Genomic DNA, 24,683 nt, shown 5'->3' with positions numbered 1-24,683 from the left:
AGAAAAAGCCAAAGTCAATAAATTGACTTTGACTTTTTAATGTACATTATTATTTTTTATCGTCGTCTTTCACTTCAGTGAAATCAGCGTCTACTACATTGTCATCAGCTGGTTGCTCTGCAGCACCTTCAGCTTGTTGTTCTGCAGCCATTTGTTCATATAATTTCATTGATAATGCTTGAACGATTTCATTTAAAGCATCTTTTTTCGTTTTGATTTCTTCGATATCGTCGCCTTCAAGTGCTTTCTTCAGCTCTTCTTTTGCTGCTTCAGCTTTTTCTTTTTCAGCGTCATCCACTTTACCTTCTAAGTCTTTCAGAGTTTTTTCAACAGTGAAGACCAGTTGGTCAGCTTCATTGCGTGTATCGATTTCTTCACGACGTTTTTTATCTGCTTCAGCATTTGCTTCAGCATCTTTCACCATACGGTCAATCTCTTCATCAGATAATGCTGATGATGACTGAATTGTGATTTTCTGTTCTTTTTGAGTGCCTAAATCTTTAGCTGTTACATTAACGATACCGTTTTTATCAATATCAAATGTAACCTGGATTTGAGGTACACCACGTGGAGCTGGTGGAATATCTGTTAACTGGAAGCGACCCAGTGTTTTGTTGTCCGCTGCCATCTGGCGTTCACCTTGCAGAACATGTACATCTACTGCGGGTTGATTGTCAGCTGCTGTTGAGAATACTTGAGATTTAGATGTCGGAATCGTTGTATTACGTTCAATCAGAACAGTTGATACACCGCCCATTGTTTCAATACCGAGTGATAGTGGCGTTACGTCGAGTAAAACGATATCTTTTACATCACCTGTGATGACGCCACCTTGAATTGCTGCACCCATTGCAACAACTTCATCCGGGTTAACACCTTTATTAGGTTCTTTATTTAATTCTTTTTTGATTGCTTCCTGAACTGCTGGAATACGAGTTGAACCACCGACAAGGATAACTTCATCAATATCAGATGCTGAAAGTGAAGCATCTTTTAATGCCTGACGAGTTGGTCCCATAGTTTTTTCGACTAATCCACGAGATAAGTCTTCAAATTTAGCACGTGATAATGTGACTTCTAAGTGAAGAGGTCCCGCTTCTCCTGCAGAGATGAATGGTAATGAAATCTGTGTAGAAGAAACACCTGATAAGTCTTTTTTCGCTTTCTCAGCTGCATCTTTCAGACGTTGCATCGCCATTTTGTCTTTTGATAAATCTAAGCCGTTTTCTTTTTTGAATTCTTCTACTAAGAAATCAATAATTACTTGGTCAAAGTCATCTCCACCGAGACGGTTATCACCCGCAGTAGAAAGTACTTCAAATACGCCGTCGCCAAGTTCAAGAATAGAAACGTCGAAGGTACCGCCACCTAAGTCGAATACAAGAATTTTTTGATCTGTTTCTGTTTTATCAAGACCATAAGCAAGCGCAGCTGCTGTAGGTTCATTGATGATACGTTCTACTTCTAGACCCGCAATTTTACCTGCATCTTTAGTAGCCTGACGTTCAGCATCGTTGAAGTAAGCAGGAACCGTAATGACCGCTTTAGAAACTGTTTCACCTAAATAAGCTTCAGCAGTAGCTTTTAAGTTCTGTAAAATCATCGCTGAAATTTCCTGTGGTGAATACTGTTTACCATCAACGTCTACTTTATGGTCTGTACCCATCTCACGTTTGATTGAGATGATTGTATTTGGATTTGTGATAGCCTGACGTTTAGCCACTTCACCAATCTGAGTTTCGCCGTTTTTGAATGCAACGACTGATGGTGTTGTACGGTTACCTTCTGGATTTGCGATTACTTTTGGTTCGCCACCTTCAAGTACAGCAACACATGAATTTGTTGTTCCTAAGTCAATACCAATTACTTTACTCATTTTAGAATTCCTCCAGTTTAATTATTCGTTTACTTTAACCATTGATGGTCTGAGTACACGTTCTTTTAATTTATAGCCTTTTTGTAATTCCTCAAGCACGATACCTGAATCCTTTGATTCATCTTTTTCCTGCATCACTGCCTGATGGAAGTTTGGATCAAACGGTTGATCCTGTGCTTCTATTTTTTCAAGTCCATGTTCAGTCAGAGCGCTGATTAAATTATCATAGACCATCTGTACACCTTTAGTCAGTGATGCATCAGCACTTGTCTGACTAAGAGCGCGCTCGATATTGTCCAATGTTGGAATAATATCTCTTAACACTGCCTGAGAACGATATGTCTTCTCAGTTTCCAGCTCTGTACGCGTACGTTTTTTATAGTTTTCAAATTCTGCATATAATCTTAAATATTTTTCTTCACTTGCTTGAAGCGATTCTTCAAGTTCTGCTACTTTAGTTTCAAGTCCATCCCCATCTATATCGATCGGTTCACTGTCAACGGGTGCTTCAGCTGTTACTGCTTCAGTTGGAAGGGTTTCTTCCTGAACGTTTTTTTCTTCCGTCATTCAAATATCCTCCTTAAAGTGCACTCAGACTTTCAAAAACTTTGCGATAACTCATGACAATCGGTCCCATCACAGCGACCCTTCCATCAAAATCTGATGTATGTACAGGTTTAGTGACAAGAGAGACGTTTGTCAGCCTCGCATCGATTTCCTGTCCTATTCTAACATTGATTAAATCGTCATTCATACTAATAAGCTTTGAAATAAATGCATCCGATTCAATAAATGACAGCAGATTTTTGATGTGCTGCACATCATGATGCGCGACTGCCTCAAATAAAAATTCCTGACCTGCTCTATGTATAACAGGATCCGGAGCTGCCAGTCGTTTATCTACATATTCTTCGATAAACGAAACAAGGCGTGTATTAAAAGGCGCTTTTATAGCATTCGATTCATATAGAACAGCATTTAAATATTCATTGATCTGCTGTATCTCCTCCATTGTAACTGTTTCGTGCCAATCAAGCTGCTCATGATCAACATCACCATCACTATATATGAGGACAATCAGTAATGAACGACTGACCGCTGCGATATGAATAGACTTCAATGTCCGCTCCTTATGACCGGTCACCACTGAAAAATAATGCATATCTGCTGCGATATAATCAGCCAGCTGTTCAACATCTTCTCGCTGAATCATCGCATCCTGATGTTCATGCTGCAGCGTCCTGATATAATGCCTGTAACCTTCTAATGAAGGGATACGGCCGGAAGAAATATGAGTTTTCTGGATGAATCCCTGCTCTTCAAGCTTTTTTAGTTCAGCACGGATAGTAGCTGAACTGATAGACAGTTGATGGTTAGTCATCAATGTCTTCGAGCCTACAGGTACACCACTTTCAACAAAGTCTTCAACTAAAGTGTTCAATAAAGTCTCTTGTCTATTCGTGAGCATATTTCACCTCTTTAGCACTCTTCTATCCGAAGTGCTAATATTAATTTATCAAATTGGTCAAAGTATGTCAATTCATAAGTTCTAGACAGATAATAAGAATTTTTCGAACACATCGTTACCGACCATGCGGCCTTCTTCCGTCATATATATCCGGTCTTCAGCGACCACAATCTGACGGGCTGCTTCAAGTTGCTGAAGCACTTCTCCGAATATACTTTCAATAGTTACACCATAGCGTTCACTGAATATCGACTTTGAAACTCCTTCGTTCAGACGTAAGCCTAAAAACATAAACTCCTCCATCGACTCTTCTCTCGATACTGCATGAACTTCTTTCACCGCATCACCCTGATGCATCGCTTTTATATAATGAGGCACAGGCGCAATATTATAATAGCGCTGTCCGTCGATATAACCGTGACTTCCAGCACCCGCTCCGTAGTATTCTTTGTTCTGCCAGTAAACTTTATTATGTAGCGACTCATGACCAGGTTTTGCAAAATTCGAGATTTCGTACTGTTTAAACTCAGATTGCGCTAACCTTGAGATCGTATAACGATACATATCTGCCGCCAATGTCGCGTCTGGCAGCTGCAGCATACCCTTTCTATACTGGTTATAGAACTGTGTCTTAGGTTCCAGAATGAGTGAATAGCTGGAGATATGGTCAATATCAAGTTCAAGTGCTTTTTCAAGATCGATTTTCACCTGGTCCAGTGTCTGTGTCGGCAGATGATACATGAGATCAATACTGACAGACTGAATGCCGGATGATTTAGCAGTATCCACTGCCCGTTCAATATCCACAGACTGGTGAGTACGGCCAAGCAATTTCAATAGTTCATCGTCAAATGTCTGTACCCCTAGACTCAAACGGTTGACTCCATATAATTTCATCAGGTGAATTTTCGAGGCAGTCAATTCATCCGGATTTGCTTCCATTGAGAACTCAGCAGCAATCCGGAAATGGGACTGAATAAATTGAAGCAATCGCTCAAGCTGTCTATCATTCAGCGATGTAGGCGTACCTCCGCCAATAAAGACTGTATCTAGTTCTGCAGGTATCGTTTCCAGCTCTTTCACAAGGCAGTCCAGATATTCATCAACAGGCTGATTTTTAATCAGGAATTTGTTGAAATCACAGTATGTACATATTCGGTTACAAAAGGGGATGTGTATATAAAGACTCGTCATATGAACTCCTTCCATAAAAAAAAGTGGCGACAGCCACTTTTATTCTTCATCCATTTTAAGTACAGCAAGGAAAGCTTCCTGTGGTATTTCTACAGAACCCACTGCTTTCATTTTTGCTTTACCGGCTTTTTGTTTTTCAAGTAACTTACGCTTACGGCTGATATCCCCGCCGTAACATTTTGCAAGTACGTTTTTACCGATAGATTTGATATTCGTTCTCGCAACAATCTTCTGACCAATCGCTGCCTGGATGGGTACTTCGAACTGCTGACGTGGAATCAACGTTTTCAGCTTCTCTACGATGACCTTGCCACGTTCATAGGCAAAATCGCGATGGACGATAAAACTCAGAGCATCGACTGATTCACCGTTCAGCAGAATATCCATCTTCACAAGACGGCTTTCCTGATAACCAATGAGCTCATAATCAAATGATGCATAACCTTTCGTATTTGATTTAAGCTGATCGAAGAAATCAAAGACAATTTCAGATAAAGGCAGCTCATATATAATATTGACACGAATATCATCCATATAGTCCATCGTCTGGAAATTACCGCGTTTTTTCTGACAGAGCTCCATTACTGAACCGACGTAATCATTCGGTACCATAATGCTCGCTTTAACATAGGGCTCGAAAATCTGATCAATCTTCTGTGGGTCCGGCATTTTTGACGGATTATCAACAATGACCTCACTACCGTCAGTCATCAGACAGTTATAGATAACAGATGGTGCTGTAGCAATCAGTTCAATGCCGAACTCACGCTCGATACGTTCCTGAATAATCTCCATATGCAGCAGCCCAAGGAAACCGACCCGGAAACCAAAACCTAGTGCCTGGGAAGTCTCAGCTTCAAACTCAAGAGAAGCATCATTCAGCTGAAGTTTTTCAAGCGCTTCACGTAAGTCATTATATTTACTTGTATCAATCGGATAAACCCCGCAGAACACCATCGGATTCATTTTTTTATAACCTTGCAGCGGTTCAGCAGCAGGATTATTAGCAAGTGTGATCGTATCCCCTACATTTGAGTCAGCGACATTTTTAATTGATGCTGTAATATAACCGACATCACCCACTGTTAATTCTGCAACAGGCAGTTGTTTCGGAGTATTAATCCCTACTTCCACGACTTCGAAATCTTTACCCGTCGCCATCATGCGTATTTTATCGCCTGCTTTAACCGTACCATCAATAACCCGAATAGATGAGATAACTCCGCGATAGGCATCGAATGCACTGTCAAAGATCAGGGCTTTAAGCGGTGCTTCTGGATCACCTGCCGGTGGGGGTACAAGTTCAACGATCTGTTCAAGAATTTCATCGATACCGATATTTGCTTTAGCAGATGCGAGCACTGCGTCTGATGCATCAAGCCCGATGACATCTTCAATCTCCTGCTTTACACGTTCAGGTTCTGCAGCAGGCAGGTCAATCTTGTTGATAACAGGAATCAGTTCCAGATCATTATCCAGTGCGAGATAGACATTCGCAAGTGTCTGCGCTTCAATTCCTTGAGCTGCATCGACAACAAGAATTGCCCCTTCACATGCTGCAAGACTACGCGAAACCTCGTAAGTGAAATCGACGTGACCTGGTGTATCAATCAAGTGGAAGATATAGGTTTCACCGTCATTCGCTGTATAGTTCAGCTGAACAGCATTTAATTTAATCGTGATGCCTCGTTCACGTTCAAGATCCATGGAGTCCAGAAGCTGTGACTTCATTTCGCGTGAAGCGACAGATTTTGTATTTTCAAGTATACGGTCAGCAAGAGTCGACTTTCCGTGGTCAATATGTGCAATGATTGAGAAATTTCTTATTTTTTGCTGCCTTGTTAAACGTTCTTCATTGTTCATTCCGAGAACCAACTTTCTTTCTTATTCAATACTAATGATTATATCAACTATAAGACCTTACTTCAATCAGTTTTAAATTTACGATTGCAATGCGTCCTGTATTTTGATAAAATATTTCTTGTTGCAATGAAACACATACGTGTAATATTTTTAGGAGGTGACATCATGCCAAACATCAAATCTGCTATTAAACGCGTGACGACTAGTCAAAAAGCTCAAGATGCGAATATCTCTCAAAAGAATGATATGCGTTCTGCTATTAAAAACGCGAAAGCTGCGATCGAAAACAACGCTGATAACAAACAGGAATTAGTAAGCTCAGCTGTTAAAAAGATTGATAAAGCTGCTAAAAACAACTTAATTCATTCAAATAAAGCTGGACGTTTAAAATCACAAGTTATGCGTTCTAAATAATTGAAAGCCCGCTGATGCGGGCTTTTTTTATATGTTCAAAATAAAGAGTTCAAGAATAAGCACCTTATCCATATAAGAGGATTTAAGCTGATAGTCAGTTTCAGCACAAGCTGACATAACCTTCAAAATATCACTCAGATTCATCTTACCTGCTTTTCTAAGCGCTAATTTAACACGGTAAGGATGAGCTTTCAGCTGTTTAGCAATCTGTACTTCACTGAAGCCTCTCTGACTGAGGATCTTTGTCTGATAAAAGAGTCGATATTGTCCACTGATGAGAGCCAGCAGTTTAATCGGCTCTTCTTTCATATTGATCAAATCTTTCACCAGTGCAATGGCTTCCTTTTTACGATTAGTAGTAATATAGTCCGTCAGCAGAAAAACGTTCTGTTCAAGACTTCTGGAAACGATAGCCTGCACATGAGACTTCGTGATAATGGCATCATCACCGATATATAGGAGCAGCTTCTTCATTTCATTCACCACAAGTTTATAATCTGCTCCAGTCAGTTGAATGAGCTCATCCAGTGCATCCTGTTTAATATCCTTGAACTGCGCGTTAAGCTGTTGTTTAACCCATTTTTTTAATGCCATTTCATCCAATGCATCTATTTTATTTACTTGATGCAGTTTTTTTACATTCTTCACTATTTTCTTTCTTTCATCCAGCTTATCATTTAAGACTTCAAAGATGACGACATTCGGCCCTTTGAAGTGTTCAATAAATTCAGCGAGCGTATCGAGATGATGTTCGATAGCCGTTCTCGGTTTATCTCCTGTGAAAAGATAGCTGTTTTTAACGACTATTACTTTTAAGTCACTGAGAAAAGGGATGGTCATTGCATCCTCTATAACGGCCTGTACCGGCGTCTCCAGCATGTCATATTTAGCAAAATTAAACTCGTCTACTTCTGGCAGCAGTTCTTTTACGATGGCATCTGTTTTCTCTGCTACCAGCTCTGGAATGACACCATGATTGATTATAATCGTATTCACATCAAGAACTCCCTTAATAAAACTTAATTTCATTATAGCTTTTTTTATAGAATTATCATATACTTAAAACAACTGGAGGTTGATGACATGAATCATTTTGAACAGGATGTACAATCTAAAAATAATGATGTAAAAGACTCTGTATATGCAATGGGCATTGGGTTCGGTGCATTTGCTACAATCTATATCATCGCCCAAATTTTTGCACTGTTAGCAAATTAAACTGACTGGATATTTTCCAGTCTTTTTTTATGGATTTTTTCCTGTGGTCATTCTATTCGTGAACTCAACCTTACCCTCAGACTGCGTGTTTAATATAGTGATGTCTCTACTCTGCAGCTTCTCAATAACCTCAGTATGAGGATGACCGAAGCGATTGTTTCTTCCTGCTGATATCACTGCATATTTAGGTTTCAGACAGTTCAATAGGACGTCCGAAGTGCTTGTCTTGCTGCCATGATGTCCCACTTTAAGCACATCAGCAGGCCTGCTGCATATCCTGTCTTCTAATATCGTTTCACCCGCGAGTGGCAAATCCGCCATCAGCATGTAGATTCGGTCAAGAGTCACTCTTGACACGATGCTGCTGTCATTTTCATCGTTGAAATGCCCGTCTGTGTTAAGGAGTTCAACGCGGGCTCTCCCCACTTGGAAACTTGCCATTTGTCCAGCATCAATCAGCCTAGTGCCTCTTTCTGCTGCCAGCTCTATAAGCGGCTGATATTTCTCATTACCGGGGGCAGCCGTATTTAAGATAATAGAATCAACTTTAATATTTTCAAGGAGGTGAACTGCTTCACCGAAATGATCAGCATCTGGATGTGTCAGAAGCAAGTAATCCACTTTACTATATCCGCTCTCCTTTAAAAAAGCTAAAACATTAAAATGGATAGCAGCATTCACCTTTCTTCTCTTCTGCCAATCCTCTTTGGGTAACTCGATACGTCCTCCTGTATCCGTAATCATCACCTGGCCGCCGCTCTCCAGTATGGCGCTGTCCCCTTGCCCCACATCAATAAATGTCATCCGTTCTGCATGCGGCTGAACGTACATCCATCCTGCCATCAACCCTGATATTAAAAGGAGGCTAACAATTAAATAGAGCCAGCCCCTTTTCAGCTGATAACAAGCTGTCAGAACCATAGCTGTCAGAAATAAATAAAACATCGGCCATTGATTGCCTATTGTTAACTGGTAGACCGGCAGCCTCTGAAAGACCTTAATCATTAAATCATTAATATAAAATACCGCTATTAAAAAGCCATCAAAAAAGGGAGGCAGATGATAAAACAGCATCTCAAAAATCAACATAATTGTACAGAGCGGAAACATAATGTAGGTGAAAAAAGGGATGAATAATAAGTTGGTCACTATACCGATCGGCTGGAAAACATTAAAATTCATCAGGAGAATAGGAAGACTCGCTAACTGCGAAATAAGACCTGTTATGATAAGCAGCATCACAGGACCTTTGTCATGATAGAGATTGCTTGTGAAGATGAGTGAAAGTGAAATGAAGTAAGATAACTGGAACCCGATATCTGCTATTGCTGAAGCATCCACTAGCAGAAAAAGCAGAAAAGATAACGATAAACTATCAAGCAAGGTAATTCCAAATCTTTTAAGCAGCATGTATAGAAGAATAAAAAGAGAAGCTCTGATAACAGAAGGAGATAATCCGGTCAGAATAGTATAGACTGGGATTAAAATGACCATGAAGGCGGTACACCAGTGGAGAGGCACATACAGACGCTTTAAGATAAAATAAAGCTGCACACTGACAAGCGCAACATGGGAGCCACTGATAGCATATAAGTGATAAATACCTAGATTTTTAAGCACATCCAGCTCCTCAGATGATAGGAAGCGTATATCTCCTAAAGTAAGGGCTGTGACATAACGTATATTAAACCGGTCCGTCTTTATCATCCGGTCTGCAAGTTCTACCCTGTATCGCTTAACAGTATCCACCATACCAAGCGTAACCGGCTTGCAGTCATCTATATTAAGATGCTCCAGTTCAGCCGTGTAATGGATATTCTGTCGATTCAGACTTTCTGCATAATCAAATTTCAGACCATTCGTATTCGGCAGTGGTTTTTTCAGCTGCAATATACTTCTGCACTGCTGAAAATAAGGCAGATGATGAACAATCTTTTTTTGCTCCTGTTCTGACTTGATAAAATAACTGAAATGCACTTTCTGATGGTTTACTTCAAGCGTACCATTCAACAGATCACCATCAACCACCAGATCATCCAGCAGCGTAAAATCGGTCGTCAGCCGTCCTTGATCACTTTCCAGCCAATTAAAAGATGGTACTGGAGAAGGATGCGTATAAAATGCAGAACATATCACCATAGGAAAGATAATCAAAAGAAGGTTTGACTGCTTTTTCAAAATACATTGATAGATAATAATAATCAGAAGGATACATGCACATAAAGGAGATTCCCAGTATAAAATACCACATAAAGCAGCAACTGCAAGATTAAACCACATGTATCCTCCTTTATTAGTCAATCATATTAAAGTACTCCGCTACCTTACTTGCATCAAATGTAATTTTCTCAACTTGAATGCCTGCTTTCTGCAGCAGTTCGATTGCATAAGGATGGTTCTTATAATCCATGGCATAAGATACCTTACTGATCCCGGCCTGGATGATTGATTTTGTACAATGAATGCAAGGAAAATGCGTTACATAGATCTCAGCGCCGGATGTTGAGACGCCTAATTTTGCACATTGAAGCAAGGCATTCATCTCTGCATGAACTGTTCTGATACAATGCCCTTCCTCGATATAACAACCGACGTCTATACAGTGCGCTTCTCCAGAAACAGACCCGTTATAGCCGCCTGCAATAATTCTATTATCCTTTACAATTGTTGCACCTACACTCAGTCTGTTACAAGTCGAACGTAGTGCAAGTAGCTGACTCTGTGCCATAAAATAATCCTGCCATTTGATTCTTTCCATCACAATCCCTCCAATAGTCTCATTGTAAGTGATGAATGTAGTAATTACAATTCGATAAAAGGCTCCAGTGTCATGTATGTCTTGTCACCAATGCCCTTAATCTCCTTTATCTCCTCTTTCGACTTGAAACCATTATGCTGCTCCCTATACATCAATATATCGGCAGCCTTCTTCGGTCCGATACCCGGGATGTTCTGCAGCTCACTCTCTGTCGCTGTATTGATGTTAACCACCTGACCCTCAGAATCATTTTTTGTGGTAGTCTGGCCATACATCTCAAACTTCTCTTCTTTAACTTCTCCTTTATAAGGGACATAAATGACCATCTGATCAGTTAGTTGCATCGAGAGGTTGACCGCCTCCATATCTGCATTGCTGAGAGGCTCGGCTAAATCTATAATATCCACTACCCTTTTGGACTGATCCGTCCTATAGACACCTCCATGCTTCACAGCGCCTTTAACATCAACAATCATCTCCTTTTTGGCAGGAACTTCCGTCGTGACTTCTGTACTGATCTCCAACTTGTCCTTCTGTTCAGAAAGTGGCTCCAGTGGTGCACTATCAGATGGTTTTGTAATCAGACTCATGATGAGAGCCACTGTCATAATAACTATCAGTATGCCGATCTTTATTTTGTGTTCAGCAATTAAGTCCTTCAATCCATCCATCAAAAAAACACCTCCCCTATATAATCGGAGAGATGTCTCATTTTTATTTATTTTGACATAATAAAAATTAAATTTTAGTTTTTTTCCGGATAACATAAAAGATTCTTTCAGCTTCAGCTAAATCTGTCTTATTAACGTCAAAATCTGCAAATATACATTCTACTACGAGTTGATGTCGACTGATAAGATTCTGATAGAAATCTTGCGGATAAGTTCGCTGATAATGAGATTCATCATAGCGACTATATCTGCCGTCAGCTTCTTCTACAAAAAAACTCATGTCATGATGAACACTGTAAGGCGCATCTCCCGGCTCGGTCTGCCAGATATACATCACTCTATCTGTCTCGTCACTATAGGTCTGCCCGTCAAACAGATTTTCCATCTTCCAGATCGAATGGACATCAAATAAAAAGATGCCGTCATCTGTTAAATGCTGAGCAACTCTCTCAAATAAAACGTCGAGAGCTTCTGCTTCAGTAATGTAATTCATGCTATCGCAAAAACAAGTGATGACATCAAAAGTCCTGTCAAGGGCCAGTTCAGTGATATCCTGTGTCAGCCACTGAATGGATGAATCTTTTGCAGCTGCAACCGTCAGCATCTCTTCACTTAAATCGACACCGACCCGCTCTAAATTCTTCGGCAGCAGAGCCGTAAAAGAACCTGTTCCGCAGCCAAGGTCAAGCACTGAGGACGCTTCCATCAAATAAGGTTCCGTCAATGCGAGCCATTTATCGTAGGGTTGATCATACATCAATTCATCGTATAAAAGTGCAAAAGCTTCGTAGGTCATTGCTCGTAAGTAATAAACTCTGCATCTCTGTACAGACGTTCCAGGTTATAATATCCACGTTCTTCTCTATGGAAGATATGCACGACTACATCATCCAGATCGACAAGTATCCACTGTGCTTCGTTGAAACCTTCCAGCTTACCTACTTCGATACCGACCTCTTCAGCCTGTTCTTTCACTTCTCTTGCAATAGCTTGGACTTGTCTGTCTGAGTTCGCGTGGCAGATCACATAGTAATCTGTGATACCGCTGATCTCCTTAACATCAATACCGATAATTTCTTCTGCTTTTTTATCATCACACGCTTTAAAGGCGAGCTCAAGTAATTGTTTTGAATCCATTCAATCCATCCTTTTAACTTATTTTTCGAGGTTATAATAATTGAGACAGTCAATTGTTTTAGGGTAAATAGCACTATCTTTTTCGATTAAATAAAGTACTGTTCTTTTCGAAATCTCATAAATGGCTTTATCCAGTTTTTTTTCTTCAAATATCATTTTTCTGATATCATCGACACCGGGCTGCTGACGACCCGGCTCTATATAATCTGCTACAAAAATAATCTTTTCAGTCAGTGTCATATGCTCGCGTCCTGTCGTATGGTTGTGGATCGCAAGAAAGATTTCTTCATCTTCAACGCCAAATTCATACTTCATGATACAAGCGCCGACAGGACCGTGCAGAATTTCTGAATTGTAGGCAAGGAGTGCATTATCAAGCTCATATTTCGTCACCATCTGGTATAGCTTTGATAGCTCGTCATATTTTGCATAGTCGTGCAATAAGCCCGCAAGCTCAACTTTCTCTGCATCACCGCCATATATTTTAGCCATTTTAACAGCTGTTTCAGCTACTCTTACTGAATGTTCATAACGTTTTTTCGGTAACTTTTCTTCAACTATTTTGTTCGCTTTTTTCTTTTTCATATATACGTTCCTTTCGAACGAAGGCCTCTATATCAGAATCCAGCCAGAATTTCACTGTCTGACCCTCAGCGAGCCTCATTCTGATTGTCGTAGAGCTGACGTCAATACGCGGTATATGGAAATTAATCACATCTGAATCACCCTGATTGTACTCCACTTCTCGGTTAACGACAACAAAACGGCACATCTCCCGCAGCTCATCTATCCGGTACCAGTTATCAAGCTGATGATACTGATCAGTGCCGATGATGACATAGACCTCGTCGTCCTGTGACAGAAGGTGTTTTACAGTATCGTAAGTATAACTGTCACCCTTTTTATCAAGCTCATAGGCAGACACTTCACCAAAACCTAACGTTTTAACACCTAAATAAAGCATCTGCAGACGTTCTTCATCAGTCGCTACTGCATGACGTGTTTTCAACGGACTATGGGCAGCAGGCATAAAAATAAAGCGGTCAGGTGAATAAGCTTCATAGACTTCATTTGCTACTATCATATGACCAATATGTAACGGGTCAAATGTACCGCCGTAAAGTACAATCATCGAGGAAGTTCAATCTTCTTATGATTTTTAGAAGGTTTATAGAGAATGATTGTAGAACCGATCAGCTGAACTAGTTCTCCGTACACACGTCGAGCTACTTCTTCTGCGAGAGATTCTTTATCGTCATCATTGTTCTGAAGAATGCTGACTTTAATCAGTTCTCTTTTTTCAAGCGCTTCATTTAATTGTTCAATAAGATTATCGTTCACGCCCCCTTTTCCGATCTGAAAAATGGGATCAATACGATGCGCTTCAGCGCGTAAATAACGTTTCTGTTTACCTGTTAACATAATTTCCTCCTATAAATACTGTTCTACACATTTTTTCATAGCTACGCGGTCTGCTTTCAGACCTGTCCAAATTTCGAAACTCTCGGCACCTTGATTAATAAACATTCCCAGCCCCGTCACAATTTTTAATTGTTTATCTGCCGCTGCCGTTAAGAAAGGTGTCATACTCGGCGTATAGATGACATCAGCTACAATGACGCCTTCTTGTGCCGTATTAAAATCATAAATGCATGTATCACCAAAGCCTGTCATACCAAGTGGTGTCGTATTGACAATAATATCGGCGTGCTGAGCATGATGACTTAAATCTTCAAGTCCTATTTTAGTGACTGTATCCGGCCAGTTCATCAACCTTTCAACTGTCCGGTTAGCTACCGTTACCTCAGCCCCGTATTGTTTAAAAGCCTGTGCAATCGCCCTGCCGGCGCCTCCCGCACCAATAATCAGGACATGAGTTCCTGCTGTCGGCATTGAAGGAAGACTCGCCAGAAAACCGATACCGTCTGTATTATAGCCTGTCCACTTACCCTCATTAATCTTGACTGTGTTTACTGCACCAATTGCCAGTGCATGATCATCGATTGCGTCCAGGTAATGCATAATATCTGTTTTGAACGGAATTGTCACATTAAATCCATCAAGTTCATATTCAGTGATGATATCTCTAATATGATGAAAATGATCAGGATGCACATCGAGTGCAATATAACTATCATTTCGTCCAAGTGCTTTAAAGTTTGCATGATGCATGACAGGTGACAAAGAATGACTGATAGGATGGCCGATTACTGCAAATTTCATCCCTTCACCTCTAAAGTATACTCGGTCTTAAATAGACATCCACTTGTTTCGGTGCATAGACTTCAATCAGTGCACCTTCATCAACTGTGATAAATCCTAGACCCGAAATGATGATATCCTGTTTTTGGTCTTTTACAGATAAAGTATGTCGTTTCAAACCATCGAAATCGAAGTCACTGTGCCCTGGAGGCGTAAGTAGTTCTCCAATCTGACGATGCCAGAGGTCCTCTGCGTTCACCGTCTTTGTGCGGTGTATATGAAGACGATTTGAGACGAAACAATTCAAGCTTCGTCGACCGCCCGAAACATAATCAATTCTTACAAGCCCTCCGAAGAATAAAGTCTGCCCTTCATTCAGCTGGAAATTACGCGGCTTTATTTCCTCTTTTGGCATAATTATCTTCAGTTCATCTTCTGTTACGAAATGCGTCATCTGATGAGGCTGGATGATACCTGGCGTATCATAAATAAACGTCCCATCACCAAGCGGAATATCAATCAGATCCAGCGTCGTACCAGGGAAATGAGAAGTTGTAATTACATCCTTTTCACCGATGCTGCGCTCGATCAACTTGTTGATCAATGTCGATTTACCGACATTGGTCGTCCCTACAATATAGACATCCTGACCTGCTCGCAATGATTCAATCGCATCAAGAAGTTCATCAATCCCTTGATTTTTAGTTGCTGAAATCAGAATCACATCATCCGGTTTCATGCCTAATTCTTTAGCCAGATGTTTAATCCAGTTCTCGACACGATTTTTATTAATGAGCTTAGGTAGTAAATCAACTTTATTAGCCGCAAGAATCACTTTCTTATTGCCCACAATGCGCTTTAAGCCATTGATCCAAGAGCCCTGGAAATCAAATACATCGATGACATTGACAATAATACCCTCTCTATCACTGAGCGCATTCAGCATCGTCAGGAAGTCATCACTTGTCATATTGACGTCCTGGATTTCATTATAATGTTTTAATCTGAAGCATCGCTTACAGATGACATCTTCTTTATTCAAACTTGACTGCGGGACATAACCCGCCTTGTCAGGATTGTCACTTTGAAGTACGGCTCCACAGCCAATACATCTTAATTCGTTAGACAAATATGATTCCTCCTACACTTATGTTTAACCCTCTTTATTTTAACACACATCAACATGAAGCGAAAAAATGACATAAAAAAAGTCCCAGCTGCCTGGGACCTTCATAAGCGGATGACTGGAATTGAACCAATGACTCCAACCAGGAAGGTTGGTGTTATAGCATTTAACTACATCCGCATATTATTATATGTATTGCTTTTCTGAAGAATACTTTATTAATATTAGCACATAGAAAATGCGAATGCAAGTATTTTTAAAATATTTTTTAAACAGGATAACCTAATATGCTTAAGGAATAAAGCCGGCCATCCATTTCTGCTACATCTGGCAGTTCACCGTAAGTGACAAAGCCATTCTTTTCAAACAGACGTATTGACGGTTCATTATGACTGAAAATAAATGCGAGCAGCGTTCTGAAATTAAGCTCTCCTGCTCGTTCTTTCATTTGCTTGATGGCCCATTGTCCAATGCCCTGTCCTCTATAGTTCTCATCGATATAGAGACTTACCTCTACAGTTTTGTCGTATGCAGGACGTGAGTAGAAATCACTGAAACTCATCCAGCCTATTATGTCTGTTTCTTCTGTGATGACATATAAAGGTTTCTTCTGCCCATGTTCGTTAAACCAGTTCAATCTACTTTCAATTGTGACAGGCTCTGTGTCAGCTGTTACCATGCGACTCGCAATAGTTGAATTATAAATTTCGACGATTCTTTCAAGGTCATCAAGCACCGCTTTTCGTAATTCCATCGATATCTCTCCTTATTTTAAAAATTTTATATTGCTTATCGTCAAGGAAACCTCGTTTGCTTGACGTTCCATGATGAGTTCTAGTCAGCTGCTTCTATTTTTTCATATAAGAAAGCAGAAATCCACAATAGATTTCTGCTTGAACTTTTAAACATTATTTATTGACATCAACGATAACGCCTTCGCCACCTATTGTAATAGGCTGTTTACCTTCCCATTTGTCAATCATCTGTTTTTTGATGATTTTGTCAGTAAGGGATTTATCAAGGATATCATTGGCTTCTGCCTGTCCTTGTGCTTCAATTTTTTTCTTCGCTGCATTCTGTTCAGCGATAGCACGGTCCGTTTTTGCACGTTCCAGCTCCTGGTTCGCTTTAACACGTTCATCAATGGCTGCTTGTGTTGCCGCATCTGCTTTCGGGCTTGATATAGCAATATCTTCAATGATAAACCCTTGATCAGTCAGCTGCTTCTGTAATTCTCCCAGTGTATCTTTCTTGATCTCACTTGTTTTGACACCAAATGTCTCGATTACTGAATATTTGGCAACAGATTGTCTGAGGCCATCCAGCACACGGGTGCGTAAAAAGCCATTTTCAAGTCCATCTATATCTGCATTACCGAACTTGTTGAATATCTTGACGACTTTAGTTGGATCAACGTGATAGTTGATACTGATGTCCATATCCAGATTCTTACCATCTGCTGTTGCCACATTTAAATTTTTGTATTCTTTTGTCTGTGTTCTGATCGGATAATGAACTGCTTTATCAAGCGGTGAAATCACATGCCACCCAGCCGGTTTTGTCTCGTCTTTTACCCCTGTAACGGAATAAATGACGGCCTGATAACCTTGTGGGACTTTTTCAATGCACATGAATAGAATCAGGGCACCTAGTAACAGTAATGCACCTATAATAGTCGTTAATATCAATGATTTTCGGTTAACAGGTTTCTTACGTGCAGGTCTAACGGTTTCCACTTTCGATTGTTCTGATGAGTTCATTGACTTCCTCCAGTTCCTCGGTTAATTGTCTAATTTCCTGCTGCGGTTGAAAGTGCTGGCTTCTGACTTGTATAGCTACTTTCAGGCGTTCACGCTGTTCTTTTAGTTTAATCAGTTCTAAATTCTCCTCATAGTGATACAGTCGTGTCTCACGCTTCTCTTCTTCAACATCATTTCTATATGATAAATAATCATAAAAACGTGATAAGACAAAATAAAGAACAACGGCGAGCAGAATCAGGATAATCAGACCGATAAGAAAATAACGCATAAAATCCCTCCATTCCATGCTTAACTTTATTATAACATTAGTCAGTTAAAGAGTTAAATATATCCAAAAAAACCATGACAATTGTCATGGTTTACTCTTCCCAGCTAATATAGCCTTTACGTTTGAAGTAAGCTAGAAAACGGCGTTCCATCATGCGATTGACTCTAGTTTTCCATTCATCGTTCGATTTGACCGGTACGACCATAATGGAATAGAAGCCGTTTGTATTTGCAGCGAGCACATCGGTCATCATCTGATCTCCAATGACGACTGTCTCTGCTGCACTGACATTCATCGCCTTTGTGGCCTTCTTAAATGCCTGACCCATCGGCTTTCTGGCATTAAAAATATAATCTACTTTCAGTGGTGTTGCAAAAGCAGCTACGCGTGCTTCTTTATTATTTGAAACAATCGTGATTTTAATGTTCTCTGCTGCCATCTGATTGAACCAGTTAATCACTTCTTCTGTTGCCAGTTCAACATCCCAGCCTACGAGTGTATTATCCAGATCAGTGATAATCGCTTTAATTCCCTGCTTTTTAAGTTCCTGCGGCGTAATCTCAAATATATTTTTTACATATTTACTAGGCATTAAATACTTTTTCAATAAACTCATCGTTTCACCTCTTACCTTCCCATACCTTATTTTCGTCATAATAAAACCCCAATTCCCGCGGAACTGGGGTTCGTTCTATTCGATGATTTCTTTGTCGCCGTATTCAACTTCAGTTTCACTATAGATAATGAAGCCGATAATAGCTGTCGCAATCACTGATAAAGCCATGATGAAGATCATATCAACGCCTCCTTACTACTTAGTAGCAGCAAATGTCTCTATTAATGATTTTACAATTTTACTTGACGATACGCAAGCGACTTTCAGGAACTCTTCAAATGTCATCTCTGCTTCACCATTGGCAAGGTCAGATACAGCACGCGTAATAATAAATGGGGCACCATACTGATGACATACTTGTGCTACAGCTGCCGCTTCCATTTCAACTGCCAGGACGTCAGGGAAATTAGAAATAATTTTTTCTTTTTTCTCGAGAGAACCGATAAAACTGTCACCTGATACAATCAGTCCGATATGTGCATTAAGATCATTTTGTTTAATCGCTTCTTCTGTCAATGTCATCAAGCCTTGATCAGCCGTATATGTTTTTGGCATACCTGGTACTTGTCCTAGCTCATAACCAAACTCTGTTGCATCTACATCGTGGTGCAGAACATCCTGACTGATGACAATATCTCCGACTTGCAGACCTTGACCAAGGCCTCCAGCTGAACCTGTATTGATGATGGCTTCCGGCTGATAATGTTCCATCAGAACAGCTGTCGTCAAGGCTGCATTTACTTTACCGATACCACTTTGCATTAATACAATGTCATAACCATACAGCTTTCCTGTGTAGACTTCTACATGAGCATGTTTTTTTACTTCAAGTTGTTCAATATCATTCTTTAAAATCTCTACTTCTTCCTGCATTGCACCGATAATCCCTAACATGGCCATTCCTCCTCAAATAAAAAGTAGATTCATAAAGAATCTACTTAGGTTTTCTAGCTGATTTCAACAATTTTAACACGCATTTCGTTACCGTTTGGTAATGGAACATTCACTTCATCATTTACTTTTTTACCAATCAGCGATTTAGCGATGGGTGATTCATTTGAGATTTTGCCTTCAAATGGATCTGCCTCTGCAGACCCTACGATCATGTATGATTCTTCATCTCCGTCCGGTATTTCTACGAATTTCACCGTGCGGCCAATCTGTACTTCAGATTTTGAACCGTCCGCAGTAATGATTTTAGCATGACGAAGCATCATTTCGATCTTAACGATCTCCTGTTCTACAAAGCCTTGTTCATCTTTTGCCGCATCGTACTCTGAGTTCTCTGATAAGTCCCCGAAGCTACGCGCAACTTTGATTTTCTCTACAACTTCAGGACGTTTAACCGTCTTTAAGTATTCAAGTTCATCTTCTAATTTGTCAAAACCTTCTTGTGTCATTGGATATTCTTTTTGGATTTCCATTCATGATCCTTCTTTCTCAGTTCTAGTTTCTGATTAATGATTGTATTTTAGTCGTCATAATATCGATAGCGACAGCATTGCTGCCACCCTCAGGAATAATGATATCAGCATATTTTTTTGTAGGTTCAATAAATTGATTGTGCATCGGACGGACAACCGTCAAATACTGATCGATCACTGACTCCATCGTACGACCACGCTCTTCTATATCTCTAATCATTCTTCTTAAAATGCGAAGATCTGCATCAGTATCTACAAATATTTTTACATCCATCAAATCGCGAAGTTCTTTATTTTCAAGCGCGAAAATTCCTTCTACTATAATAACATCTTTCGGCTTAAATGTAATCGTTTTCTCACTTCTAGTATGAATCGTGTAATCATACGTAGGTACTTTGACTGTCTTTTTATCACGTAAGTCAGTCAGATTCTGAATCAATAAATCATTATCAAAGGCAAATGGATGATCATAGTTAGTCTTTAATCGTTCTTCAAAACTTAGATGAGACTGATCTTTATAATAGTAATCCTGTTCGATTAAAGCGACACTGAAACCTTCCAGATTCTTCAATATTTTAGAGGTGACAGACGTCTTTCCAGAGCCAGAACCACCTGCAATTCCAATGATAGTTGTCATCAGCTTATTTCCTTCCGCATCATGTTATTTTTAAAGACAGGATGCTCCACTTTAATCTGTACAAGTTGAAGCGGATGTCTTGCAGCATCAAGCGATGTTCCTTCTTCATCATAGATTTCAGAAATCACTTGTTTGAAATTACTGATTTCAGGACCGAAGAATTCAATTTCCATACCCGGTTTGAAATTGTTACGCTGCTGAACAGTTGCCATCTGTGTCTTTTCATCATAGTCTAACACTAAGCCACAGAAATCAAAAGGTGTTTTCTTTGATTGTTCATGGCCGAACATCTGCTCTTCGTACCCCGGCACACCTTCAAAGAAAGCAGGTGCAGTATCACGGTTCGCACATTTACCGAGTTCAGTGATCCATTCAGGATCAATCTTAAAGTTTTCAGGATCTGCACAGTAAGCATCAATTACTTTCCGGTAAACAGAAACAACTGTCGCGATATAGTGAATTGACTTCATACGTCCTTCAATTTTAAGCGAATCAATACCGATATCAATCATACTCGGAATAGATTCAATCAATTTTAAATCTTTTGGACTCATCGCGAACGGTGTGACTTCATCGCCTTCGTATACTACATCAAGCTCATCATTATCAACAGAGAGTAAATCATAGTCCCATCGACAACTCTGACAGCAGCCACCACGGTTAGAGTCTCGTGCGGTCATATGGTTACTAAGTGTACAACGGCCTGAGTAAGCGATACACATTGCACCGTGTACAAACGCTTCAATCTCGATATCTACTTTCTCTTTCATCAGACGCATTTCTTCTGCCCCTGTTTCACGTGCCAGTACGACACGCTCCAGACCTTCATTCTTCCAGTATTCAACTGCTTTCCAGTTAGAAAGCGATTGCTGCGTACTTAAGTGAATCTCAAGCTTGGGTGCGACACGTTTACATGTTTCAATGATTAACGGGTCAGCTACAATGATGCCCGTAGCACCTGTTGCCTCCAGTTGTCTCAAGTAATTATCAAGACCGTCAATATTCTCATCATGCGCAATAATATTAGTCGTCACGTAGATTTTGGCGCCATATTTGTTAGCGAATTCAACGCCTTCTTTGATTTCTTCCATCGTAAAGTTATCCGCATTTGAGCGGAGACCGTATTCCTGTCCTCCAAGAAACACGGCATCTGCGCCGTAATGTACAGCAATTTTCAGCTTTTCAAGGTTACCAGCGGGTGCCAATAGTTCAGGTTTCTTTAATATTGTTTTAGTCACATTATCATTCCTTAATATACAGTTTGTTTATAGAGGAAGCCTTGATCAAGCGGACGATGTTCGGGCTGAATATCCTCAATGACTTCCAGTAATCCAAATTTCTCATCTTCATAAAGGTCTGGATCTTCGTTATATAAATCAATCGCTTTACGATACTGACGTGTTACTTCAGTGATATAATCCTCAGACTGTAGAACACCATCAATTTTGAAACTATCGATGTCTGCTTCGAACAGTTCTTCCAGCTCTTCTATGACACAAATATCATTCGGACTCATGATGTGTGTACCATTATAGTCTTCATAAATAGGATACTTGTTGTTTCTCTCTTCATCATAGAGCAGCATGTTCTGTGCGTCCTGCCGGTTTTCAATCTTCATTGCTTTATCCATGTAAAGGAAATAATTACCGAGTAAGTTTCGTTTCGACTGGAACATACACGTCATACCATGAACCTGTACTTCCACCTCAACATCAGTATTTTCCTTGATTTCAATTACTTCTTCCATGCTGAGTTCACGAGCAAGGACAGCGCGGGAGGCTCCTCGCTCTCCCCAGTAGTTGCACTGGAACTGATTTGTCACAAGTGCTTCCTGGTTCCAGTGAAGTGGAATAGGATTCTCCTGCGCACGTACATACATCACTACTGAAGGATCCCCGAAAATGATACGGTCAGGTCGGATTTCATGCAGCCATTTAATATAATCTTCTACAGCATCTAAATGTTCATTATGAAAAAGTCCGTTTACTGCCACGTAAGCTTTCTTATCAGCTGCGTGAATTTTATCTATCGCTTGAACAAGTTCTTCTCTGTTAAATTCTCCAGCCAGCCTTAACCCAAACTGAGCTTCACCAATCACAAATGCATCAGCACCTGCTGCAATCAGCTCATCTATATGTTTAAGCGAAACAGGTGTCACTAGTAATTCTGTCATATTATATCTCCTTTATTGAGATGCTCATGCCATCTCCTAAATCAATAAAATTCGTTGTGTAACCCGGCTGTTCTTTCAGCCAGTCATTATATTTCTCAATTTTTCTGACCATCTGCTTAATATTACGATTTCTAACAATCTCTATATTGCCGACAAAATCATGATAGAGAATATTATCTGTAATAATCAGACCACCTTTGCGGACGAGCGGGCTATAAAACTCAAAAAATTTCTTTGATTGCGCTTTTGCTGCATCGATAAACAATATATCATATTCGCGGTCATTCACTTGTTCAAATGCTTCAGCAGCATCTTTAAAGATAAGGCGCAGCTGATCATCATAGCCAAAGTTAGTTACATTTTTAACAGCCTGATGATACATTTCTTCATTACGTTCAATAGTCGTTACATGCATATGATCATGGATACTCGCAAAATGCATACTGCTATAAGCGATGGCAGTACCGATTTCCAGCACAGATTCAGCGTGATGAATTCTCATCGTCTGCTTAACCAGTTCAAGTGCCACTTTATCCATAATAGGTACTTGATGCTCCTCAGCATATATCCTTAATTTATCCAGCTGATTGGTTGGATTCAGTTGTGTGATATAGTCTCTATTTTCCAAGTTATTCAATCCTTTAACAGAAAAACTACCAACCCGAAGGCTGGTAGAATTCAAAAGTCATTCAAAGTATTGTATCACATTTAGTGATTATTTTTAAGTCTAAATCTAAAAACCGATATATTTAGCTTTTTTCTCATTATGTTCTTCAAGTGTAGTAGAGAAATAGTTTTTGCCGTTCTTATCAGCTAAGAAGTATAAATAGTCAGTTTTTGCAGGATTAAGCGCACTTTCCATGGACTCAATACCACTTGCCGCTATAGGACCAGGCGTAAGACCTGTATTCTGATACGTATTGTATGGGTCATCTACTTTCGTATCTTCCTGGTAGGTCACGTCTTTATGACGTCCTAATGCATAGAGGACAGTTGGATCAGTCTGTAAAGGCATCGCCGGTTGTTCAGCCATACGATTGATGAAGACTGAAGCAATCTTGGCACGATCTGTCAGTCCAGTTGCTTCACGTTCAATCAATGAACTGAACGTCAGAAACTCGTGGAATGTAAGACGTCTTTCTTTCCCTGCTTCACTGATGACGATACCGCCGTATTTATCCCAGAGTGGAAATGCATTATCTTCCATTGCTGTCAGCATCTTATCAACCATCTGCTCAGTCGTCGGATTTTTCTCAGTGAAATCATAGGTTGCCGGGAACAGATAGCCTTCCAGTGGATGCTTAACCTCTTTATTGAAGACTTCATTGGTAATCAATTTCGGATGTTTCTTCTGCATTTTTTTAATGAATTCTTTATCGTCAACTTGTTTCGTGAATTCCGAAGCTTTGATAGTCGTATTCTTTTCTACAATCTTACCGATCTCATCCAGTGTAATACCTTCCGGGACACTCATTCTAAAGAGTACAGGTAGGTAAACTTCACCTTTTTGGAGACTTTTTGAAATCTGTTCGAATGTCATTGAAGGAGATAACTCATAGTTACCTGCCTTAAAATCTGAAATATTATTGAATTTCAAATAATATTTAAACATATCGCTATTTTTAATAATATGATTTGCTTCTAGTTTCTCACCAATTGCTGTTGCAGACTCTCCAGGTAATATCTCAATCTTTTTTACCGCTTTATTATCAGGATCAAGCGGCTTCTGGCTGGAGGTGAAATAGTATAGTCCAGCTATACCAGCAATAATCATTCCGATAAGGAAAAGCGCAATGATGATAACTGAAACGAATCTCGATACCGTCGCTGTATCACGGATCTCTTTATTTCGTTTAGTCATATTGTCTACCTATC

General features: G+C 39.9%; 29 protein-coding genes and 1 tRNA gene. 2 read left to right on the top strand and 28 right to left on the bottom strand.

Features of this window, described 5'->3' with window-relative positions; all coding sequences use genetic code 11:
• Window positions 1-49: 49 nt before the first annotated feature.
• From dnaK to lepA, 5 genes are all read right to left on the bottom strand, one after another.
• Window positions 50-1,876, bottom strand: coding sequence for a molecular chaperone DnaK (gene dnaK / locus ERX37_RS01930; protein ID WP_133428959.1), 1,827 nt, complete (start codon window positions 1,874-1,876; stop codon window positions 50-52).
• 21 nt (window positions 1,877-1,897) lie between these two features.
• Window positions 1,898-2,443, bottom strand: coding sequence for a nucleotide exchange factor GrpE (gene grpE, locus ERX37_RS01925; protein WP_133428958.1), 546 nt, complete (start codon window positions 2,441-2,443; stop codon window positions 1,898-1,900).
• A 13-nt stretch (window positions 2,444-2,456) separates the two neighbouring features.
• A complete protein-coding gene (locus ERX37_RS01920; RefSeq protein ID WP_133428957.1) occupies window positions 2,457-3,344 on the bottom strand; it encodes a hypothetical protein in 888 nt (295 codons plus the stop codon).
• 81 nt (window positions 3,345-3,425) lie between these two features.
• The gene (gene hemW, locus ERX37_RS01915) at window positions 3,426-4,538 is read right to left on the bottom strand and encodes a radical SAM family heme chaperone HemW (protein ID WP_133428956.1); all 1,113 of its coding nucleotides are present in this window, start codon (window positions 4,536-4,538) and stop codon (window positions 3,426-3,428) included.
• Between the two features lie 39 nt (window positions 4,539-4,577).
• Entirely contained in the window at window positions 4,578-6,401 is a 1,824-nt protein-coding gene (gene lepA / locus ERX37_RS01910) for a translation elongation factor 4 (protein ID WP_133428955.1), read from the bottom strand.
• A 165-nt stretch (window positions 6,402-6,566) separates the two neighbouring features.
• Here lepA and rpsT point away from each other — a divergent pair, with 165 nt between their 5' ends.
• The gene (gene rpsT / locus ERX37_RS01905) at window positions 6,567-6,815 is read left to right on the top strand and encodes a 30S ribosomal protein S20 (RefSeq protein ID WP_133428954.1); all 249 of its coding nucleotides are present in this window, start codon (window positions 6,567-6,569) and stop codon (window positions 6,813-6,815) included.
• Between the two features lie 27 nt (window positions 6,816-6,842).
• Here the strand turns inward: rpsT and holA are convergent, their stop codons facing one another.
• Complete coding sequence (holA, locus tag ERX37_RS01900) at window positions 6,843-7,844, bottom strand: DNA polymerase III subunit delta (RefSeq protein ID WP_133428953.1); 1,002 nt, start codon at window positions 7,842-7,844, stop codon at window positions 6,843-6,845.
• Window positions 7,845-7,898: 54 nt separating this feature from the next.
• On the opposite strand from holA, the gene ERX37_RS01895 reads away from it, so the two are divergent.
• The gene (locus ERX37_RS01895; RefSeq protein ID WP_133428952.1) at window positions 7,899-8,033 is read left to right on the top strand and encodes a YqzM family protein; all 135 of its coding nucleotides are present in this window, start codon (window positions 7,899-7,901) and stop codon (window positions 8,031-8,033) included.
• A 27-nt stretch (window positions 8,034-8,060) separates the two neighbouring features.
• Here the strand turns inward: ERX37_RS01895 and ERX37_RS01890 are convergent, their stop codons facing one another.
• The 22 genes from ERX37_RS01890 to mltG all read right to left on the bottom strand — a co-directional run bounded on the left by ERX37_RS01890 (window position 8,061) and on the right by mltG (window position 24,669).
• Window positions 8,061-10,313, bottom strand: a complete 2,253-nt coding sequence (locus ERX37_RS01890; protein WP_133428951.1) for a DNA internalization-related competence protein ComEC/Rec2 — start codon at window positions 10,311-10,313, stop codon at window positions 8,061-8,063.
• 13 nt (window positions 10,314-10,326) lie between these two features.
• On the bottom strand, window positions 10,327-10,791 hold the full coding sequence (locus ERX37_RS01885; RefSeq protein WP_133428950.1) for a ComE operon protein 2: 465 nt from the start codon (window positions 10,789-10,791) through the stop codon (window positions 10,327-10,329).
• 44 nt (window positions 10,792-10,835) lie between these two features.
• Window positions 10,836-11,462 (bottom strand): helix-hairpin-helix domain-containing protein, encoded by a 627-nt coding sequence (locus ERX37_RS01880; RefSeq protein WP_229713161.1) that lies wholly within the window; start codon window positions 11,460-11,462, stop codon window positions 10,836-10,838.
• Window positions 11,463-11,529: 67 nt separating this feature from the next.
• Window positions 11,530-12,258: a class I SAM-dependent DNA methyltransferase gene (locus ERX37_RS01875; RefSeq protein ID WP_133428948.1), complete on the bottom strand. Its 729-nt coding sequence runs from the start codon at window positions 12,256-12,258 to the stop codon at window positions 11,530-11,532.
• Window positions 12,255-12,599, bottom strand: a complete 345-nt coding sequence (rsfS, locus tag ERX37_RS01870; RefSeq protein ID WP_133428947.1) for a ribosome silencing factor — start codon at window positions 12,597-12,599, stop codon at window positions 12,255-12,257. Before rsfS ends, ERX37_RS01875 begins: the two co-directional genes overlap by 4 nt.
• An 18-nt stretch (window positions 12,600-12,617) precedes the next feature.
• Complete coding sequence (gene yqeK / locus ERX37_RS01865; protein WP_133428946.1) at window positions 12,618-13,184, bottom strand: bis(5'-nucleosyl)-tetraphosphatase (symmetrical) YqeK; 567 nt, start codon at window positions 13,182-13,184, stop codon at window positions 12,618-12,620.
• On the bottom strand, window positions 13,153-13,731 hold the full coding sequence (gene nadD, locus ERX37_RS01860; RefSeq protein ID WP_133428945.1) for a nicotinate-nucleotide adenylyltransferase: 579 nt from the start codon (window positions 13,729-13,731) through the stop codon (window positions 13,153-13,155). Before nadD ends, yqeK begins: the two co-directional genes overlap by 32 nt.
• Window positions 13,728-14,021, bottom strand: coding sequence for a ribosome assembly RNA-binding protein YhbY (gene yhbY / locus ERX37_RS01855; RefSeq protein WP_133428944.1), 294 nt, complete (start codon window positions 14,019-14,021; stop codon window positions 13,728-13,730). The genes nadD and yhbY overlap by 4 nt, the downstream gene beginning before the upstream one ends.
• A 9-nt stretch (window positions 14,022-14,030) precedes the next feature.
• Window positions 14,031-14,822 (bottom strand): shikimate dehydrogenase, encoded by a 792-nt coding sequence (gene aroE / locus ERX37_RS01850; RefSeq protein ID WP_133428943.1) that lies wholly within the window; start codon window positions 14,820-14,822, stop codon window positions 14,031-14,033.
• Between the two features lie 10 nt (window positions 14,823-14,832).
• Complete coding sequence (gene yqeH, locus ERX37_RS01845; RefSeq protein WP_133428942.1) at window positions 14,833-15,930, bottom strand: ribosome biogenesis GTPase YqeH; 1,098 nt, start codon at window positions 15,928-15,930, stop codon at window positions 14,833-14,835.
• 106 nt (window positions 15,931-16,036) lie between these two features.
• Window positions 16,037-16,107, bottom strand: a tRNA-Gly gene (locus ERX37_RS01840).
• Window positions 16,108-16,195: 88 nt separating this feature from the next.
• Entirely contained in the window at window positions 16,196-16,687 is a 492-nt protein-coding gene (locus tag ERX37_RS01835) for a GNAT family N-acetyltransferase (protein WP_188352350.1), read from the bottom strand.
• Between the two features lie 148 nt (window positions 16,688-16,835).
• Window positions 16,836-17,687, bottom strand: coding sequence for a prohibitin family protein (locus tag ERX37_RS01830; RefSeq protein ID WP_133428940.1), 852 nt, complete (start codon window positions 17,685-17,687; stop codon window positions 16,836-16,838).
• Complete coding sequence (locus tag ERX37_RS01825) at window positions 17,650-17,958, bottom strand: hypothetical protein (protein WP_133428939.1); 309 nt, start codon at window positions 17,956-17,958, stop codon at window positions 17,650-17,652. Before ERX37_RS01825 ends, ERX37_RS01830 begins: the two co-directional genes overlap by 38 nt.
• A gap of 91 nt (window positions 17,959-18,049) precedes the next feature.
• On the bottom strand, window positions 18,050-18,574 hold the full coding sequence (locus ERX37_RS01820) for a YqeG family HAD IIIA-type phosphatase (RefSeq protein WP_133428938.1): 525 nt from the start codon (window positions 18,572-18,574) through the stop codon (window positions 18,050-18,052).
• 195 nt (window positions 18,575-18,769) lie between these two features.
• On the bottom strand, window positions 18,770-19,468 hold the full coding sequence (locus tag ERX37_RS01815; RefSeq protein WP_133428937.1) for a 5'-methylthioadenosine/adenosylhomocysteine nucleosidase: 699 nt from the start codon (window positions 19,466-19,468) through the stop codon (window positions 18,770-18,772).
• Between the two features lie 53 nt (window positions 19,469-19,521).
• Entirely contained in the window at window positions 19,522-19,998 is a 477-nt protein-coding gene (gene greA / locus ERX37_RS01810; RefSeq protein ID WP_133428936.1) for a transcription elongation factor GreA, read from the bottom strand.
• 22 nt (window positions 19,999-20,020) lie between these two features.
• Window positions 20,021-20,635 carry a uridine kinase gene (udk, locus tag ERX37_RS01805; RefSeq protein ID WP_133428935.1) on the bottom strand — a complete coding sequence of 205 codons (615 nt, stop codon included), beginning with the start codon at window positions 20,633-20,635 and terminating at the stop codon, window positions 20,021-20,023.
• Entirely contained in the window at window positions 20,635-21,873 is a 1,239-nt protein-coding gene (locus tag ERX37_RS01800) for a peptidase U32 family protein (protein WP_229713148.1), read from the bottom strand. The genes udk and ERX37_RS01800 overlap by 1 nt, the downstream gene beginning before the upstream one ends.
• An 11-nt stretch (window positions 21,874-21,884) precedes the next feature.
• On the bottom strand, window positions 21,885-22,808 hold the full coding sequence (locus ERX37_RS01795) for a peptidase U32 family protein (RefSeq protein ID WP_133428933.1): 924 nt from the start codon (window positions 22,806-22,808) through the stop codon (window positions 21,885-21,887).
• Between the two features lies 1 nt (window position 22,809).
• The gene (locus ERX37_RS01790; protein WP_229713146.1) at window positions 22,810-23,436 is read right to left on the bottom strand and encodes an O-methyltransferase; all 627 of its coding nucleotides are present in this window, start codon (window positions 23,434-23,436) and stop codon (window positions 22,810-22,812) included.
• A gap of 105 nt (window positions 23,437-23,541) precedes the next feature.
• Window positions 23,542-24,669, bottom strand: a complete 1,128-nt coding sequence (gene mltG / locus ERX37_RS01785) for an endolytic transglycosylase MltG (RefSeq protein WP_133428932.1) — start codon at window positions 24,667-24,669, stop codon at window positions 23,542-23,544.
• Window positions 24,670-24,683: the final 14 nt, after the last annotated feature.

Origin of the sequence: Macrococcus hajekii (genome assembly GCF_004359505.1) — a bacterium.
Taxonomy (GTDB): Bacteria; Bacillota; Bacilli; order Staphylococcales; family Staphylococcaceae; genus Macrococcus; species Macrococcus hajekii.
The sequence above is the reverse complement of the archived record's forward strand: the minus strand, read 5'-3'. Positions and strand labels throughout refer to the sequence as shown.